14 protein-coding genes are annotated in these 17,462 nt (G+C 69.5%); 9 read left to right on the top strand and 5 right to left on the bottom strand.

The window, feature by feature from the left end:
- Positions 1-33 precede the first annotated feature (33 nt).
- The gene (gene clpB, locus J2Y49_RS25005; RefSeq protein ID WP_310117806.1) at positions 34-2,718 is read left to right on the top strand and encodes an ATP-dependent chaperone ClpB; all 2,685 of its coding nucleotides are present in this window, start codon (positions 34-36) and stop codon (positions 2,716-2,718) included.
- Between the two features lie 98 nt (positions 2,719-2,816).
- Here clpB and J2Y49_RS25000 read toward each other — a convergent pair whose 3' ends face one another.
- Positions 2,817-3,488, bottom strand: coding sequence for a hypothetical protein (locus J2Y49_RS25000; RefSeq protein WP_310117805.1), 672 nt, complete (start codon positions 3,486-3,488; stop codon positions 2,817-2,819).
- Positions 3,489-3,919: 431 nt separating this feature from the next.
- Here J2Y49_RS25000 and J2Y49_RS24995 point away from each other — a divergent pair, with 431 nt between their 5' ends.
- Genes J2Y49_RS24995 through J2Y49_RS24980 form a run of 4 tightly spaced genes read left to right on the top strand, consistent with a single transcriptional unit; the run spans position 3,920 to position 7,360 of the window.
- Positions 3,920-4,705, top strand: a complete 786-nt coding sequence (locus J2Y49_RS24995) for an SDR family oxidoreductase (protein ID WP_310117804.1) — start codon at positions 3,920-3,922, stop codon at positions 4,703-4,705.
- 23 nt (positions 4,706-4,728) lie between these two features.
- A complete protein-coding gene (gene pabB, locus J2Y49_RS24990) occupies positions 4,729-6,096 on the top strand; it encodes an aminodeoxychorismate synthase component I (protein WP_310117802.1) in 1,368 nt (455 codons plus the stop codon).
- A complete protein-coding gene (locus J2Y49_RS24985) occupies positions 6,093-6,899 on the top strand; it encodes an aminotransferase class IV (protein WP_310117800.1) in 807 nt (268 codons plus the stop codon). The genes pabB and J2Y49_RS24985 overlap by 4 nt, the downstream gene beginning before the upstream one ends.
- A 17-nt stretch (positions 6,900-6,916) precedes the next feature.
- Positions 6,917-7,360 (top strand): hypothetical protein, encoded by a 444-nt coding sequence (locus J2Y49_RS24980; RefSeq protein ID WP_310117798.1) that lies wholly within the window; start codon positions 6,917-6,919, stop codon positions 7,358-7,360.
- A gap of 52 nt (positions 7,361-7,412) precedes the next feature.
- On the opposite strand, the gene hutU is transcribed toward J2Y49_RS24980, so the two are convergent.
- The 3 genes from hutU to hutI form a co-directional block, all read right to left on the bottom strand.
- Complete coding sequence (hutU, locus tag J2Y49_RS24975) at positions 7,413-9,095, bottom strand: urocanate hydratase (RefSeq protein WP_310117796.1); 1,683 nt, start codon at positions 9,093-9,095, stop codon at positions 7,413-7,415.
- Positions 9,096-9,272: 177 nt separating this feature from the next.
- Positions 9,273-10,001 carry a histidine utilization repressor gene (gene hutC / locus J2Y49_RS24970; RefSeq protein ID WP_310117794.1) on the bottom strand — a complete coding sequence of 243 codons (729 nt, stop codon included), beginning with the start codon at positions 9,999-10,001 and terminating at the stop codon, positions 9,273-9,275.
- Positions 9,998-11,245 carry an imidazolonepropionase gene (hutI, locus tag J2Y49_RS24965; protein WP_310117791.1) on the bottom strand — a complete coding sequence of 416 codons (1,248 nt, stop codon included), beginning with the start codon at positions 11,243-11,245 and terminating at the stop codon, positions 9,998-10,000. The genes hutC and hutI overlap by 4 nt, the downstream gene beginning before the upstream one ends.
- Before the next feature lie 96 nt (positions 11,246-11,341).
- Here hutI and J2Y49_RS24960 point away from each other — a divergent pair, with 96 nt between their 5' ends.
- From J2Y49_RS24960 to J2Y49_RS24945, 4 genes are all read left to right on the top strand, one after another.
- Complete coding sequence (locus J2Y49_RS24960; RefSeq protein WP_310117790.1) at positions 11,342-12,706, top strand: formimidoylglutamate deiminase; 1,365 nt, start codon at positions 11,342-11,344, stop codon at positions 12,704-12,706.
- The gene (gene hutH, locus J2Y49_RS24955) at positions 12,703-14,241 is read left to right on the top strand and encodes a histidine ammonia-lyase (RefSeq protein WP_310117788.1); all 1,539 of its coding nucleotides are present in this window, start codon (positions 12,703-12,705) and stop codon (positions 14,239-14,241) included. Before J2Y49_RS24960 ends, hutH begins: the two co-directional genes overlap by 4 nt.
- On the top strand, positions 14,238-15,053 hold the full coding sequence (gene hutG, locus J2Y49_RS24950) for an N-formylglutamate deformylase (protein ID WP_310117786.1): 816 nt from the start codon (positions 14,238-14,240) through the stop codon (positions 15,051-15,053). The genes hutH and hutG overlap by 4 nt, the downstream gene beginning before the upstream one ends.
- Before the next feature lie 98 nt (positions 15,054-15,151).
- The gene (locus J2Y49_RS24945; RefSeq protein ID WP_310117784.1) at positions 15,152-15,787 is read left to right on the top strand and encodes a phosphatase PAP2 family protein; all 636 of its coding nucleotides are present in this window, start codon (positions 15,152-15,154) and stop codon (positions 15,785-15,787) included.
- 4 nt (positions 15,788-15,791) lie between these two features.
- On the opposite strand, the gene J2Y49_RS24940 is transcribed toward J2Y49_RS24945, so the two are convergent.
- Positions 15,792-17,024 carry a plasmid replication protein gene (locus tag J2Y49_RS24940; protein WP_310117782.1) on the bottom strand — a complete coding sequence of 411 codons (1,233 nt, stop codon included), beginning with the start codon at positions 17,022-17,024 and terminating at the stop codon, positions 15,792-15,794.
- Positions 17,025-17,462 lie beyond the last annotated feature (438 nt).

Genomic DNA, 17,462 nt, shown 5'->3' with positions numbered 1-17,462 from the left:
ACTGGGCGGAAGACCTTGGAAACGGAGTGCCGGATGGACTTCGGTCAATTCACCGATCGTGCGCGCAGCGTCATTCAGGCCGCGCAGATTGCCGCCCTTGCCGAGCGGCATCAACAGCTTCTCCCCGAACATCTGCTGAAGGCCCTGATCGACGACACCAGCGGTGTGGCGGCGCGTCTGGTGCGCGACACCGGCGGCGATCCCGACCTGCTGAAGTCCGCGACCGAGGACCAGCTGTCCCGCGCGCCGGTCCAGCCTGGCGCCAGCGAAGGCCCGCAGCCGCTCTACATGTCGCCGGCGCTGGCCGCCGTGCTGCAGGGCGCCGTCGCCTCGGCGCGCAACGGCGGCGACCGCTTCGTCACCGCCGAACGGCTGCTGGAGAGCCTCGCCCGCCAGAGCGGCCCGCTGCGCGCGCTGTTCCGCCGCGCCGGCGTCGATGCCGACGCGCTGGCCGCCGCCGCCGATGCCCAGCGCAAGGACCATCCCGCCGACGCGGAGACCGAGACGACGGCCGGCGAGGCGCTGGCCCGCTACACCCGCGACCTGACCGAAGAGGCGCGGCAGGGCCGGCTCGACCCGGTCATTGGCCGTGACGACGAAATCCGCCGCACCATCCAGGTCCTGGCCCGCCGTACCAAGAACAACCCCGTCCTGATCGGCGAACCCGGCGTCGGCAAGACCGCCGTGGTCGAGGGGCTGGCCCAGCGCCTGGCCTCCGGCGACGTGCCGGAAGGGCTGAAGGACCGGCGCGTTCTGGCGCTCGACCTCACCGCGCTCCTGGCCGGTGCCAAGTTCCGCGGCGAGTTCGAGGAGCGGCTGAAGTCGGTCCTGAGCGAGGTGCAGGAGGCCAACGGCCGCATCATCCTGTTCATCGACGAACTGCACACCCTGATCGGCGCCGGCCGCACCGATGGGGCGATGGACGCCGCCAACATGCTGAAGCCCGCGCTGGCGCGCGGCGAGCTGCGCTGCGTCGGCGCCACCACGCCGGACGAGTACCGCAAATACATCGAGAAGGATGCGGCGCTGGCCCGCCGCTTCCAGCCGGTGACGGTGGACGAGCCGTCGGTGGACGACGCGGTGTCGATCCTGCGCGGCATCAAGGGCAAGTACGAGGTCCATCACGGCGTGCGCATCGCCGACGCGGCAGTGGTCGCGGCGGTGAGCCTGTCATCGCGCTACATCGGCGACCGCCGGCTGCCCGACAAGGCCATCGACCTCGTCGACGAGGCGGCGAGCCGCCTGCGCATGGCGATCGACAGCAAGCCGGAGGCGCTCGACGCCGTCGACCGCCGGGTCGCCCAGCTGAAGATCGAGCGCGAGGCGCTGAAGGCAGAGCCGGACGCCGCCTCGCAGGAACGCCTCCACGTCTTGGAGGGCGAACTGGTGGAGGCGGAAGCCCGTCAGTCCTCGATGGAAGAGGAATGGCGTGCCTCGCAGTCCCGCCGCACCGAGGGCCGCCGCCTGAAGGAGGAGCTTGACCAGGCCCGCACGAAGCTGGAGCGTGCCCAGCGCGACGGCGACTGGGCCAAGGCCGGCGAGCTGGCCTACGGCGTTGTGCCCGACCTGGAGAAGCGTCTGGCCGAGGCCGAATCGCGCGCCAGCACCGAGCGTGACGAGGTGACGGCCAAGGACATCGGCGCCGTCGTCACCCGCTGGACCGGCATCCCGGTCGAACGGATGCTGGAAGGCGAGCGCCAACGGCTGAAGGGCATGGAGGACAAGCTGGCGGAGCGCGTCGTCGGCCAGAAGGAAGCGGTGCGCGCGGTGTCCAAGGCGGTGCGGCGGGCCCGCGCCGGGCTGAAGGACCCCAGCCGCCCGACCGGCTCCTTCCTGTTCCTGGGCCCCACCGGCGTCGGCAAGACCGAGCTTGCCAAGGCGCTGGCCGCCTTCCTGTTCGACGACGAGACGGCGATCACCCGGCTCGACATGTCGGAGTATATGGAGAAGCACGCGGTCAGCCGCATGATCGGCTCGCCGCCGGGCTATGTCGGCTATGACGACGGCGGATCGCTGGCCGAACGCATCCGGCGCCGGCCCTATCAGGTCGTGCTGCTGGACGAGGTGGAGAAGGCGCATCCCGACGTGCTGAACGTCCTGCTGCAGGCGCTCGACGACGGGCGGCTGACGGATGGGCAGGGCCGCACCGCCGACTTCCGCCACGCCATCCTCATCATGACCTCCAACCTGGGGGCCGAGGCGCTGAGCGCCTTGGGCGACGACGAGGATATGGCCGGCGCGACGGTGGAGGTGATGGACGCGGTGCGCAAGGCCTTCCGGCCGGAGTTCCTCAACCGGCTGGACGATGTCCTGATCTTCCGCCGGCTGGGCCGGGACCAGATGTCGCGGATCGTCGACATCCAGCTCGCCCGCGTCAACGAGCGGCTGGCGGAGCGCGGCGTCACCCTGGCGGCGGATGCGGCGGCCAAGCGGCGGCTGGGCGATCTGGGCTGGGATCCGGCCTTCGGCGCCCGTCCGCTGAAGCGCGCCATCCAGGGCCTTGTCGAGGACCCGATCGCCGAGCGCCTGCTCGACGAGGAGGTGGAGGGCAAGACCACCATGACCCTGTCGGTGGTCGACGGCCGGCTGGCGCTGGACGGCGTGGTGGTCGAGGAGGACCGCGCGCACGGCTTCAAGGCGCCGGAACGTCCGCCGCTGGGCTTCGCCCTGCCGCCGGTGGCGAGTTCCACCAACGGACGGGAGGCGTCGGTCCACTGACCTGCCCCCGGCAATAAGGAAAAATCGGCGGTGACGGAAAAGGCCCCGGATGCATCGCGTCCGGGGCCTTTTCCATGGCCGGATGATGGTCGGACGGATCAGACCAGCACGGCGCCCTTCACCTTGCCCACCCGCCTGAAATGCTGATTGTTGCTGAGATGATGGTGGAGGAAGGACGGGTTGTAGTAGCGCGCCTCCATGCCGAAGACCGCCTGCATGTTCTGCAGCGGGAAGCTGCCCTGGACCGCGATGTTCGACTGCTCCATCGCCACCAGATAGCAATAAACCACATGGCCGGAGCAGAAGAACGCCTCCCGCCCGCCGGCCATCAGCTGGTCGAGCAGGGTGTTGATGCGGTCGGTGGACTGCACCGCACCCCCGCGGCCGAGCGACTTGACGGCGCCGCCGATGGTGTAGGGCATCTGGGTGCCGCCTTGGGCAAAGCCGCCGCCGACGATGCCCTGCCGCATCATGATGGCGGTCTGCGCCGCTCCTTCGCCGATGCCGGGGGTGGTGCAACGGAAGACGTCATAGCTGTAGTTGGCGTTCTTGGTCAGCAGGTTGTTTTCCTGCAGCCCGTCACCGTCCATCTCGATGATGGTCGTGGGCGAACTCGCGATGCCGGCATGGATGAAGTCCGACTTTCCCCGGCTGAACAGCTGGCCGATCTTGATGGCGATGCCGGTGGCGCCCAGGCCGTGCCGATGCTTGATCATGATGTCGCCGGCCTTCACGGCCCCGATCACCGCGTTGGAACGCGCTCGTGTCATGCCCTGTCTCCCTGTAACGAACCGTGCGCCGACATCCGCGGTCGCTTGCGGCCCTGTTCCGCAAACCCACTATACGAAATAACGGGGGGTCGGCGAAAGAAGTACCACCACACGAACAATCAGCTTTTCATCGGACAGCGGGGACGGATGCCCAAACTATTATCGACTTTGATTACCTGATCTCCTGCAGGCGCTGTTTTCGTGAAATTTCTTCAGCCTTGAATGGCATTCGCGCCAGACGATCAACCATGGCAGGGCGGTTCCTCACTGCCCAGGCCGCCGGATGGCTCCTGCACGACGACCGTCCGGCGTGACCATGCGTCCTGATTCGGCACCCCGGCAGCATGCGGGGTGCCATCGGGCCTGCGGGTCTGCTAAATCTCCGCCACCGCCCCAAGCACGGGCGGTGCCGCAACAGCCTGGGGGCAGACATGGCCGCGACGATCCCACCTTATCTGTCGACCTTCTCGCTCGCCGGACAGGTGGCGCTCGTCACCGGATCGGGCCGCGGCCTGGGGCTGGAGATCGCGCGGGCGCTGGCCGGGTCCGGCGCGCATGTGCTGCTGAACGGCCGCGACGCCGCGACGCTGGAGGCGCGGGTGGCCGAAATCGAAGCGGCCGGCGGGATCGCTTCGGCCCTGGCTTTCGACGTGTCGGACCGGGCGGCGGTGCGCGATGCCTTCGCCCGGATCGACCGGGACCATGGGCGCCTCGACGTCCTGGTCCAGAATGTCGGGCAGCGCAACCGCAAGCCGCTGGCCGAGTTGACCGATGACGAGATCGTCGCTCTTCTCGACGTTGATCTGGCATCCAGCCTGATCCTGGCACGGGAGGCGGCGCGCCTGATGCTGCCGCGGGGCCAGGGCCGTCTGATCGCCATCACTTCGGTCGCCGGGCAGATCTCGCGGGCCAACGACAGCGTCTATGCCTCGGCGAAGGCGGGGCTGAACGGCATGGTCCGGGCATTGGCCGCCGAATACGGTCCGCATGGCCTGACCAGCAACGCCATCGCGCCGGGCTTTTTCGCAACCGAAACGAATGCGGCCATCGCCGCCGATCCCGAACACGGGGCCTATTTCGCCAACCGCACGCCGTTGCGCCGCTGGGGCCGGCCGGAGGAGATCGCCGGGGCGGCGGTGTTCCTGGCGTCGGCCGCGGCGTCCTATGTCAACGGCCATGTCTTGGTCGTGGACGGCGGCGCCACCATCTTGATGTGAGCCGCCGGCCGATTGCCCCCGCCATGCTGACCATTCCCATCTCCTGCGGCGACCCCGCCGCCCTGTTCCGCCCCTTGGCCGCCGAGCCCTGGGCGATGCTGCTCGACAGCGCGGCGCCCCATCCGCAGAATGGGCGCTTTTCCTATATCGTTGCTGAACCGTTCCAAACGGTCGAATCCATCGGCGGACGGGCGCTGGTCGACGGAGCGCCGGTGCCCGGCAGCCCCTTCGACGCGCTGGAACGGGCGCTGGCAGCATATCCCCTGCCCTCCGCCGGCCCGGTTCCCTTCACCGGCGGGGCGGTGGGCTTTATCGGTTACGAAGCCGGAACGGCTTTGGAAGGGCTACGCTCCCGCCATGGCAATCCGGGCGGCCAGCCGGACATGGCCTTCGGCCTCTACGACGTCGTCGCCGCCTTCGACCGCGAGACGCGGAGCGCCTGGGTAATCGCCGCCCGGCCGGAGGCGGAGGAGCGCGCCCGCCGCATGGCCGCGCGGCTATCCGTTCCGCCACCGGAACAATCGGCCGGGCCGGCGCCCGTGCGCTGGCGGTCTGAACTGGTGCGCCCCGACTATCTCGACCGGGTCGGCCGGGTGCTGGAGTATATCCGCGCCGGCGACATCTATCAGGCGAACTTCACCCAGCGATTCCTGGCCGACGTGGACGGGACGCTCGACGCCTATGCGCTGTACGAGCGTCTGCGCCGCCTCAGCCCAGCGCCCTTCGCCGCCTTCCTGAACTGCGGTCCCCGGCTGCGGCTGGCAGGCGCCTCGCCCGAGCGCTTCATCCGGCTGCGCGCCGACCGGACCATCGAGACGCGGCCGATCAAGGGCACCCGCCCGCGCCATGCCGATCCGGCGGCCGATGCCGCCGCCGCCGCGGAGCTGTCGGCCAGCATCAAGGACCGGGCGGAAAACCTGATGATCACCGACTTGCTGCGCAACGATCTGGCGCGCGTGTCGGAGGTCGGAAGCGTCAAGGTGCCGGTGCTGTTCGGGCTGGAGAGCTTCGCCAGCGTCCACCATCTGGTGTCCGTCGTCACCTCCCGGCTGCTGCCGGGGCTGGGTCCGGTCGATCTGCTGCGCGCCGCCTGCCCCGGTGGATCGATCACCGGCGCGCCGAAGATCCGCGCCATGCAGATCATCGACGAGCTGGAGGTCGCCCGCCGCGGCGCCTATTGCGGCTCGGTCGCCTGGATCGGCTTCGACGGCGCCATGGACAGCAACATCGTCATCCGAACCCTGTCGGTGACGCAGGACCATGTCATCGCCCAGGCCGGCGGCGGCATCGTCGCCGATTCCGATCCGGCGGCGGAACACGAAGAGATGCTGGTCAAGGCCCGCGCCCAGCTGCGCGCGGCGGGAGACCCGGCAGTGGAGGGAATGGCATGACCATCTGGCTGAACGGGCAGCTGATGCCGGCTGCGGAGGCGCGGATCGACCCGGCCGACCGCGGCTTCACCCTGGGCGACGGGCTGTTCGAGACGATCCGCATCAAGGACGGCGCACCGCGCCACCTGCCCCGCCATCTCGCCCGGCTCACCGCCGGCGCCGCCCTGCTGCGCCTGCCGCTGCCCTACGACACTGCGACCCTGTCGGAGGCGATGGCGGCGCTGATCGGGGCAACCGGCCTCCAGGATGGCGTGCTGCGCCTGACCCTGTCGCGCGGCACCGGCGCCCGCGGGGTGCTGCCGCCGCCGGACGCCCGCCCGACCGTAATGATGACGGTCGCTCCCGCCGCCAATATGACGGCGCCGGTCGCCGCCGTGATCGCCCGCAGCACCCGCCGCAACGAGCATTCGCCCTTGTCACGGCTGAAGTCGCTGAACTACCTGGATTCCATCCTGGCCCGGCAGGAAGCGGCGGAGCGCGGCGCCGACGAGGCGCTGTTGCTGAACGGCGCCGGACGGCTGGCGGAATCCAGCATCGCCAACCTGTTCCTGTCGGTCGGCGGCCGGTTGCTGACCCCGCCGGTCGCCGACGGTGCCCTTCCCGGCATCCGCCGCGCCCTGATCCTGGAGCGCCATGGCGCGGAGGAATCGCCGCTCACCCCCGACGACCTCGCCCGCGCCGACGAGGCGATCCTGACCAACAGCCTCGGCCTGCGCCCGCTGCTGTCGGTGGACGGCATTCCGGTCGGAATCGGGTCCGCCGGCCCGGTTCTCGCCCGGCTGCTGGCCGATCCGGACCTTTAAGCAACCAAGGGACTGTCATGATCGAAACGGTGAGCTATCCCGAACTGACGGCCATCGGCTTCATGGTCGAGGCGAGCAGGGAGGATTTGCCGGCGGCGGTATCGGCGGCGTGGGAGCGCCTGTTCGCCGCCGACAGCGGGGCGACCTCCTTCGCGGCGGTGTCGCTGCCGGAGGAGAACGGGCTGCAGCGCGAACTGGTCGGTTTCCTCGCGGCCAGGGCGACCGAGATTCCGCCGGGCATGGTCCGTATCGACCTCGACGCAGGCCGTTACCTGCGGCTCATCCATGATGGCCCGGTCTCCGCCATCCCGGACGGTTTCGCCCGGCTGCAGGCCCATGCCGCGGCGAACGGCCTGAAGGTAAGCGGCATCGCGCTCGACTTCGGCCATCGTCCGGGCCTGCCCGACGGCCGTCACGAACTGCATCTGGCGCTCGCGGCACAGCTGCCGGCGCTGGGGTGAGGAAGAATCCCCTCTCCCCGGGGGGAGAGGGGGAATCGCGCCCGCTCCCCGTTTACTTCAAAAACGGCAGGTTCAGCCCCTGCTCCTTCGCGCAGTCGATGGCGATGTCATAGCCGGCGTCGGCGTGGCGCATCACGCCGGTGGCCGGGTCGTTCCACAACACGCGCTCCACCCGCTTGGCGGCGGCGTCGCTGCCGTCGCAGACGATGACCATGCCGGAATGCTGGGAGAAGCCCATGCCGACGCCGCCGCCATGGTGCAGGCTGACCCAGGTCGCCCCGCTGGCGGTGTTCAGCAGCGCGTTCAGCAGCGGCCAGTCCGACACGGCGTCCGACCCGTCCTTCATCGCCTCGGTTTCGCGGTTCGGGCTGGCGACGGAACCGCTGTCGAGATGGTCGCGGCCGATGACGATGGGGGCCTTCAACTCGCCCGATTTCACCATCTCGTTGAAGGCGAGGCCCAGCCGGTGGCGCTGCCCCAGTCCCACCCAGCAGATGCGGGCCGGCAGTCCCTGGAACCGGATGCGCTTGGACGCCATGTCGAGCCAGTTGTGCAGGTGCGGATCGTCGGGGATCAGCTCCTTCACCTTGGCGTCGGTCTTGCGGATGTCCTCGGGATCGCCGGACAGGGCGGCCCAGCGGAACGGGCCGACGCCGCGGCAGAACAGCGGGCGGATATAGGCGGGGACGAAGCCGGGGAAGTCGAAGGCGTTCTCCAGCCCCTCCTCCTTCGCCATCTGGCGGATGTTGTTGCCGTAATCGACGGTCGGGATGCCCATGGCATGGAAGGCCAGCATCGCCTCCACCTGCACCCGCATCGACTTGCGGGCGGCGGCGGCCACCGCGGCCGGCTGGCTTTCGCGGGCGGTCTCCCACTCCTCCAGCGTCCAACCCTGCGGCAGGTAGCCGTTCACCGGGTCATGGGCGGAGGTCTGGTCGGTAACGATGTGCGGCCGGGCCTTGATGTCGGTGGCGGCGCGGCGCGCCAGTTCGGGGAAGACGTCGGCGGCATTGCCGAGCAGGCCGACGGAGATCGCCTCGCCCTTCGCACACGCCTCGTCGATCCAGGCCAGCGCTTCGTCGAGGTCGGCGGTGTGGCGGTCGAGATAGCCGGTGCGGATGCGCATCTCGATGCTGCTGGGGCGGCATTCGACCGCGAGCATGCAGGCGCCGGCCATGGTCGCGGCCAGCGGCTGCGCCCCGCCCATGCCGCCCAGGCCGCCGGTCAGGATCCACTTGCCCTTCAGGTCGCCGTTGTAATGCTGGCGCCCCGCCTCGACGAAGGTCTCGTAGGTGCCCTGCACGATGCCCTGGCTGCCGATGTAGATCCACGATCCGGCGGTCATCTGGCCGTACATCGCCAGACCCTTGCGGTCCAGCTCGTTGAAATGCTCCCAGGTCGCCCAGCGCGGCACGAGATTGGAGTTGGCGATCAGCACGCGCGGCGCGTCGGCATGGGTGCGGAAGACGCCGACCGGCTTGCCCGACTGCACCAGCAGGGTCTCGTCGTCGTTCAGCGTCTTCAGCGCCGAGACGATGCGGTCGAAGCTTTCCCAATCGCGGGCGGCACGGCCGATTCCGCCATAGACGACCAGCTCCTGCGGCCGTTCCGCCACGTCGGGGTCGAGGTTGTTCATCAACATGCGCATCGGCGCCTCGGCGAGCCAGCTCTTGCAGCTCAGTTCGGGGCCGTGCGGGGCACGGATGACGCGCTGGTTGTCGAGGCGGGATGACATGGGTGGGTGGCTCCTGGTGGGAGGGTGAGTATGTCTGAAAGCTCTTCTACTGCGGACTCTTGCCCCCACCCCGACCCTCCCCCGCTGGGCGGGGGAGGGAGATAGGCGCTTGTACGGGAGGGTGGCGGCAGTCCCTCCCCCGCCCAGCGGGGGAGGTTAGGTGGGGGTCTAACGTTGCTAAGGCGGCGGCAACTGAAAGCGCGCCCCCAGCCGATACCTGCTGCCGGGATGCACCAGCATCGCCACCGTCACCACCCGCCCCCCGACCCAGGTGCGGCGTGTCACGCGCAGGCAGGGCTCGGTGACGGGGATGTCCAGCAGCCGGGCGATCTCCGGCATCGGCGAAACCGCTTCGATGACGTGCTCCACCTGCGGCGAGGATTCCAGCCGGATCAGGTACTCGCCCGGCGTCTGGCGGGTGAAGTCCTGGTCCAGATAGTCGGGCGCCACCGCCGGATTGACCCAGCGTTCCTCCAGTTGCACCGGCACGTCGCTTTCGCTGTGGACGACGATGGAATGGAACAGCTTCGCGCCGACCGGCAGGTTGAAGCGGCGGGCCAGCCCGGCATCGGCGGTAACCGCGAGCAATTGCTCCACCCGGCAGGAATGGACATTGCCGCGCTCCGCGATCTCGTCGGCGATGCTGCGCAGTTCCACCACGTCGGTGCTGGGCGGCCGTTCGGCGACGAAGGTGCCCAGCCCCTGCACGCGGGTCAGCAGCCCTTCGTCGGTCAGGTCGCGCAGCGCGCGGTGAACCGTCATGCGGCTGACCGAGAATTCCTCCAGCAGCTTGTGCTCCGACGGGATCTGGAAGCCTTCCGGCCAGTCGCCGGAGCTGATGCGGCGGCGGATGGCCTCCTTGATCTGGGCGTAGCGCGGCTGGGCGGTGGAGATGACGTCGCTCATGCGGCCTCCACACGCGGCTTGCGGACCACGCCGCCATTGACCACCGCCATGCAGGGGTTGAGGCCGATGGCGTAGGCCAGTTCCGCCGGATGCTCGATGCGCCAGACCGCCAGATCGGCGCGTTTGCCGGCTGCGATCACGCCGCGGTCGGCCAGTCCCAGCGCCTTGGCCGCATGGCGGGTGACGCCGGCCAGCGCCTCCGCCGGGGTCAGGCGGAAGAAGGTGCAGCCCATCGACAGCATCAGCAGCAGCGAGGTGACCGGCGAGGTGCCGGGATTGTTGTCGGTGGACAGCGCCATCGGCACGCCATGGCGGCGCAGCAGGTCGATGGGCGGCAGCTTGGTCTCGCGCAGGGCATAGAAGGCGCCGGGCAGCAGCACCGCCACCGTGCCGGCCTGCGCCATGGCGGCGACGCCGTCCTCGTCCAGATGTTCGATATGGTCGGCCGACAGCCCGCCGAACTCCGCCACCAGCCGGGCGCCGCCGAGGTTGCTCAGCTGTTCGGCATGCAGCTTCACCGGCAGGCCGAGCCGCTTCGCCGTCTCGAACACCCGCCGGGTCTGGGCGACGGAGAAGCCGATGCCCTCGCAGAAGGCGTCCACCGCATCGGCGAGCCCGGCTTCGGCGATGGCCGGCAGCGTCTCGGCACAGATGCGGTCGATGTAGCCGTCGGGGTCGGTCTTGAACTCCGGCGGCAGGGCGTGGGCGCCGAGATATGTGGTCCGCACCTCCACCGGGCGGATTTGGGCCAGCCGGCGGGCGACGCAGAGCATGCGCGTCTCGGTCTCAGTGTCGAGGCCGTAGCCGGATTTCACCTCCACCGTCGTCACGCCCTCGGCCAGCAGGCTGTCCAACCGCGGCAGGGTGGCGGCCAGAAGCTGGTCCTCGCTGGCGGCACGGGTGGCGGTGACGGTGGACAGGATGCCGCCGCCGGCCCGCGCGATCTCCTCATAGGTGGCGCCGTTCAGCCGCATCTCGAACTCGCGGGCGCGGTTGCCGCCATAAACGAGGTGGGTGTGGCAGTCGATCAGGCCGGGGGTCATCCAGCCGCCCTGCCCCGAATGGACCTCGGTCGCCAGCGCGTCGGGCGCATCGGTCAGTTCGGCGCGGCGTCCGACGAAGGCGATGCGACCATCCTTGATGCCCACCGCCGCGTCGGCGATGGCGCCATAGCCCTCCCCGTCGTTCATCGTCGCGACGGACAGGTCGATCCACAGGGAATCCCACGGCGCACTGGTCGGCATCGGTTCGGCTCCTTCCTACAAGTTCGTGCAGCAACCCTCTTGGCATCAGGTTGCCTATACTTGTATAGTGTTGTCTATAATAGCGAGGGTGCCCTCATGAGCAACCTGTTTTTTGCCTCGGCGCTGCTGCCGGACGGCTGGGCGGAGGATGTGCTGGTCACGACGGACGAGCGCGGCCGGATCGTCTCGGCGACGCCCGGCTCCGCCTGCCCCGCCGATGCGGAGCGCTTTGCCGGGGCCGCCGTCGCGGGCATTGCCAACCTGCATTCCCATGCCCACCAGCGCGCCATCGCCGGGATGGGCGAATCCTCCGGCGAAGGCTCCGACAGCTTCTGGAGCTGGCGCGAGGTGATGTACCGCGCGCTCGACCGCATGGAGCCGGAGGATTTCGAGGCGGTCGCCGCCCAGCTCTATGTGGAGACGCTGAAGGCCGGCTTCACCGCCATCGCCGAATTCCACTACCTGCACCACGACCGCGACGGCAGCGCCTACGCCGACCCGGCGGAGATGAGCCACCGCGCCGTCGCCGCCGCGCGGACCGCCGGGCTGCCGATCACGCTGCTGCCGGTGCTCTACAATGCCTCGGGATTCGGCGGCACGCCGCCGACCGCCGGGCAGCGCCGCTTCATCCATGACGGGGCAGGGTTCGCCCGGCTGATCGCGGCCCTGCGCGACGCCTATGGCGAATCCTCCGACGTGCGCCTCGGCATCGCCCCGCATTCGCTGCGCGCCGTTCCGGACGGTCTGCTGACGGAGACCGTCGCCGCCCACCCGCATGGCCCGATCCACATCCACATCGCCGAGCAGCGCCGGGAGGTGGAGGACTGCCTCGCCCACCATGGCCGCCGCCCGGTGGAGCATCTGCTGGACACCCAGCCTGTCGACGGCCGCTGGTGCCTGATCCACGCCACCCACATGACCGCAAAGGAGGTTGCGGGCGTCGCCGCCAGCGGTGCCGTCGCCGGCCTCTGCCCGACCACCGAGGCCAATCTGGGCGACGGCTTCTTCGCCGCGGAATCCTATATGGACAAGGGCGGGCGCTGGGGCATCGGCTCCGACAGCCACATCTCCGTCAGCCCGCTGGAGGAACTGCGCTGGCTGGAATACGGCGCCCGGCTGACCAGCGGCCGGCGTACCGTGCTGGCCGGCGCCCCCCGCCGCTCCACCGCCCGCCGGCTGGTGGAGGACGCCCAGGCCGGCGGTGCGCAGGCGACCGGCTTCGATGCCGGGCGAATCGCCGCCGGTCGCCGCGCCGATATCGTCGTGCTCGACACCGACCATCCGCTGCTGGCGGCGCGAAAGGGCGATGCGCTGCTGGATGGCTGGATCTTCGCCGGCAACGCCCTCCTCGTGCGGGACGTGGTGATCGCCGGACGCGCAATCGTCCGCGACCGCCGCCACCCGCAGGAGGAGGAGATCGCCGACCGCTTCAAGAACACCCTTGGGAGACTTCTGGGATGAGCGAGAGCATCACTCTGGTTCCGGGCGCGCTGTCGCTCGACACGCTGCGCAGCATCTACCGCGGCCGTCCGGCCCTGACGCTCGACCCGGCGGCCTATCCGCGGATGGAGCGCTCGCGCGCCCTGATCGACCGGATCGCCGGCGGCGAAGAGGCGGTCTATGGCGTTAACACCGGCTTCGGCAAGCTGGCCCACACCCACATCGCCGCCTCGGATCTGGAAAAGCTCCAGCGCAACCTGATCCTGTCGCACGCCACCGGCGTCGGCGCGCCGCTGGCCGATGGCGTGGTGCGGCTGATCCTCGTCATCAAGGCGGTCAGCCTCGCGGTCGGCGCCTCGGGCGTCCGGCCGGCGCTGGTCGACGCCCTGCTGAAGCTTTACGAGGCCGACGTGCTTCCGGTGGTGCCGGGCAAGGGCTCCGTCGGCGCGTCGGGCGATCTGGCGCCGCTGGCCCATCTCTGCGGCGTGCTGCTCGGCATCGGCCATGTCCGTGTGAAGGGCGAGACCCTGCTGGCGGAAGAAGGGCTGCGCATCGCCGGCCTGCCGGTGTTCGACCTGAAGGCCAAGGAAGGTCTGGCGCTGATCAACGGCACCCAGGTGTCGACCGGTCTGGCGCTGGCCGGCCTGTTCGAGATCGAACGCACCTTCAAGGCGGCGCTGGTCGCCGGCTCCCTGTCGGTCGAGGCCGTCATGGGCAGCCATCGTCCGTTCGACGGCCGCATCAGCGCGCTGCGCGGACAGCCCGGCCAGATCGCCGTCGCCGCCGCCTTCCGGCAGGTGCTGGCCGGCAGCGAGCTGAACGCCAGCCACCAGGGCCCCGACTGCCACCGGGTGCAGGACCCCTACAGCCTGCGCTGCCAGCCGCAGGTGATGGGCGCCGTTCTGGATCAGATGCGGCAGGCGGCGCGCACGCTGGTGATCGAGGCGAACGGCGTCACCGACAACCCGCTGGTTCTGGTCGACACCGACGAGGTGCTGTCCGGCGGCAACTTCCATGCGGAGCCGGTGGCGATGGCCGCCGACCAGCTCGCCATCGCCGCGTCGGAGATCGGCGCGCTGGCCGAGCGCCGCATCGCCATGCTGATCGACACCACCATCAGCGGCCTGCCGCCCTTCCTGGTCGCCGAGCCCGGCCTGAATTCCGGCTTCATGATCGCCCATGTCACCGCCGCGGCGCTGGCGTCGGAGAACAAGTCGCTCGCCCACCCCGCCAGCGTCGACAGCCTGCCGACCTCCGCCAACCAGGAGGACCACGTCAGCATGGCGACCTTCGCGGCGCGGCGGCTGGGCGACATCGCCGGCAATGTCGCGGACATCGTCGGCATAGAGCTTTTGGCCGCGATTCAGGGTCTGGAGTTCCATCGCCCGCTGAAGACCACCGACCGGCTGGAGCAGGCCATCGCCACCATCCGCGCCGAGGTGCCGCGTTACGAGGTCGACCGCTACTTCGCCCCGGATCTGGCCGCCATCGGCGCACTGGTGCGCAATGGCGCGCTCGACCATCTGATGCCGGTATCCCTGGAGACCGCACAATGACCGACACCATCTTCGAGCTGGTACAGGGCGACGGGCCGCTGGTCATCAGCATGCCCCATTGCGGCACGGAGCTTTCCCCCGGTCTGGCCGAGCGGCTGACGGACGAGGCGCTGACACTGCGCGACACCGACTGGCACATCCCGCGCCTGTACGGCTTCGCGACCGGCCTGGGGGCGACGATACTCAGCGCCCGCTATTCCCGCTATGTCGTCGATCTCAACCGGTCTTCGACCGGCGAGAGCCTCTATCCCGGACAGGCGACCACCGGCCTGTGCCCGGACACCCTGTTCGACGGCACGCCGCTCTACCGCGACGGACAGGCGCCCGACGCGGCGGAGGTGGCGCAGCGGGTGGAGACCTACTGGCGTCCCTACCACGAAGCGCTGGCGGCGGAACTGGCGCGGGTGAAGGCGCGCCACGGCTTCGCACTGCTCTATGACGCGCATTCGATCCGCAGCCATGTGCCGCGCCTGTTCGACGGGCGCCTGCCCGATCTGAACCTGGGCACCGCACGCAGCACCAGTGCCGATCCGCAGCTGGCCGCCCGCGTCGTCGCGGCGATGGAAAGCGCCGCGGCGGCGGAGGGGATGACCTGTGTCACCAACGGGCGCTTCGTCGGCGGCCACATCACCCGCGCCTACGGCCAGCCGGCCGATGGCGTCCACGCCATTCAGATGGAACTGGCGCAGGACCGCTATATGGACGAGGAAGCGCCGCCCTTCGCCTACCGTCCCGACAGGGCAGAAAAGCTGCAGCGGGTGCTGAAGTCCCTGCTCGACGCCTTCACCGGATGGCGACCGGCGCAGGGCTGACCCGCCACGGGGGCTGAACGGGGGCGCGGAACCGCCCCCGTACGCTCCGCGTTCCTCTGCGGCGCCCATGCTGGGGCGTAGGAGGCAGGGGACCGGCGTTGAGCGACATCATCGAACAGAACGACGAACAGCGGGGCATCGAGAATCCGGGTGGCGGCATCGGCTATGGCGGACGCTCCGCCCCCGCCATCCTTCAGCCCGCCTTGACGGCCGTCGATACGCTGGATGCGCAGGTCCACGACATCGTCACCTGTGATCCCGGCCCGGTCAGCCAAGCCCTGGCAACCGCGGGTCATTACGCCATAAAACGCCATGTGCTGATCCCCGGCTTCGCCATCGCCGGCATCGTCGGGCTGCTGACCGGACAGGCGGATTTGCGCCGCGCCGGCAGCGTCGGTGTTGCCGGGCTGGTGGCGACCGCGACCGCCAGCCGCTCGATCAAACGCTACGTCAAGCGCCGCCGTCCCGACGAATGCGCCCCACGACAGCGGCCGAACAAGCGGATCAGCGCACGCTCGCTGCCCTCGGGCCATGCTGCGAGTGCCTTCGCCGCGGCGACCGCCCTGGCCGCGGTCAGCCGGTCGCCGGCACAAAGTCTGGTGATCTACGGAACCGCGGCGGCCCTTGCCGGCGGGCGGGTGGTCCGGCACCGCCATTGGGTGTCGGACGTGCTTGCCGGCGCCCTGCTCGGCACCGCCATCACGCTGCTGGCGCGGCGCATCCTGCCGCGCTGATCTGTTATTTCTTCGGCAGCGGCAGGGAGGGCTGTTCGGTCTTGGACGGGTCGGCCAGACGCTTGGCGCGCTTGTTGCGCACCTCCGCCGCCTCGCCCGCCTTCAGCGGCACGAAGCCGTCCGGACGCATGGCGTTGCCGACGATCTGCTTCAGCAGGTCGATGTTGGTGGTCTGCACCCGGCGGCCGCGGCGGACCTGATCCAGGAACTTCTGCGACGGCGTCAGCACATAGTCGATGGCGTCGATGCGCTTGCCGACCTTGGTGTATTCCTTGTCGGCGACGTCCAGGATCCCCTCGTCCACCAGCGCGTCGACCGCGGACGTCACCACGCGCAGCGTGTCGCGGCGGCGCGACCACTCGTTCATGCCGCTGTTCTTGATGATCTCGTCGGCGCTGATCGACACCGGCTTCGCATCGTCGTCGGCGGTGTCGTATTCGATGGACAGGCGGTTGTAGAGCCAGCGCGACACCGGCGACTTCAGCTTCATCAGCCAGGCATAGGAGACCGGCTTGAACTCCAGGTCGCGGATGGCGGCGGAGACCAGCGGGTTGAACTCCAGATAGGTCTCCTCGACCCCGCCATCCTCATCGACCAGATCGGGACGGGAGCGGATGGCCAGCACCGGGAAGGCGGTGGATTCCAGCAAATTCTGCCCGCGGCTCTTCTTCCCCGGCTCCGCGCTGCCGCCGGTGGAGATGATGATGCGCGACCGCGCCAGGATGGTCAGGGATTCGCGGATGTCCTGGATCGACAGGGTGTGGTTGACCGCCCGCAGTTCCCGCTGAATCTCGTACAGGCTGAAGCGCATCTGCACCTTGTCGCGGTTCTCGCCGGTCAGCGACAGGCGGGAACGGTCCATGGCGAGGCGGCGCACCACCTGCTCCACCACCTGTTCGCGCTCCGACGGGAAAATCTCGACTTCCACCAGATCCGGGCCGCTGCCGGGGGCGCGGTCGTCCTTCTTCGCGGTGCTCAGCCGGTCTATACGGGCGGGCTGCACGGTCAGGCGATAGTTGCGGCCGCGGAACGCGAACTCGCGCCGCACCGACTTGATGAAACTGTCCTTGGTGACCAGTTCGCCCTTGTCCTTCGCCACCTTCTCCTTGTCGTTGTCGCGGGAGACGAACACGAACCGCGGCGCCAGATCGTAGAGCGCGATCAGGTGCGATTGCGAACGGTCTTCCAGCTCGAACAGGATGAGCTGTGCGGCGCTGGTCGGGGCCATCTTGGTCATGAACGTCTCCGAAGGTCGGGAGTAACCATGGCGCGCGGAGCCCCCCGGCGCAACAGAACCGAAGGAAATTACCGCCTCCGGGATGGAGCAACAGCCCGCGCACATGGCGCGACAGCCCGCGGTGATGGAGCAACGGCCCGCGACCATGGAGCCATAGCCCGCGATTGCCGCCTTTGCCCCGGCTTCCCGGGGCTCGGAACCGCGACTCCCTGAAGAATCGGAGAGAATCGGCCGCGGCATGGCAGGGGAGAACCGCGGGCTACCGCTCCATGACCGGCGAACACCCCCCTCGGCGCCGTCTCCGAACCGACCCATCGCTCCCGTTCATCCCGGCCGGCGGGGAAACGCGGGCTGTTGCTCCAGGCACAGCCGGGGAGAAGCCGAAAATCGGCACGAAGACAGACGGGATCCGGCCCGGCAATCGCGGGCAAGGGCTCC

The organism is Azospirillum sp. BE72, from assembly GCF_031455875.1.
Classification (GTDB): domain Bacteria; phylum Pseudomonadota; class Alphaproteobacteria; order Azospirillales; family Azospirillaceae; genus Azospirillum.
Note: the sequence above shows the minus strand (reverse complement) of the source record. Positions and strands in the feature narration are given on the sequence as shown.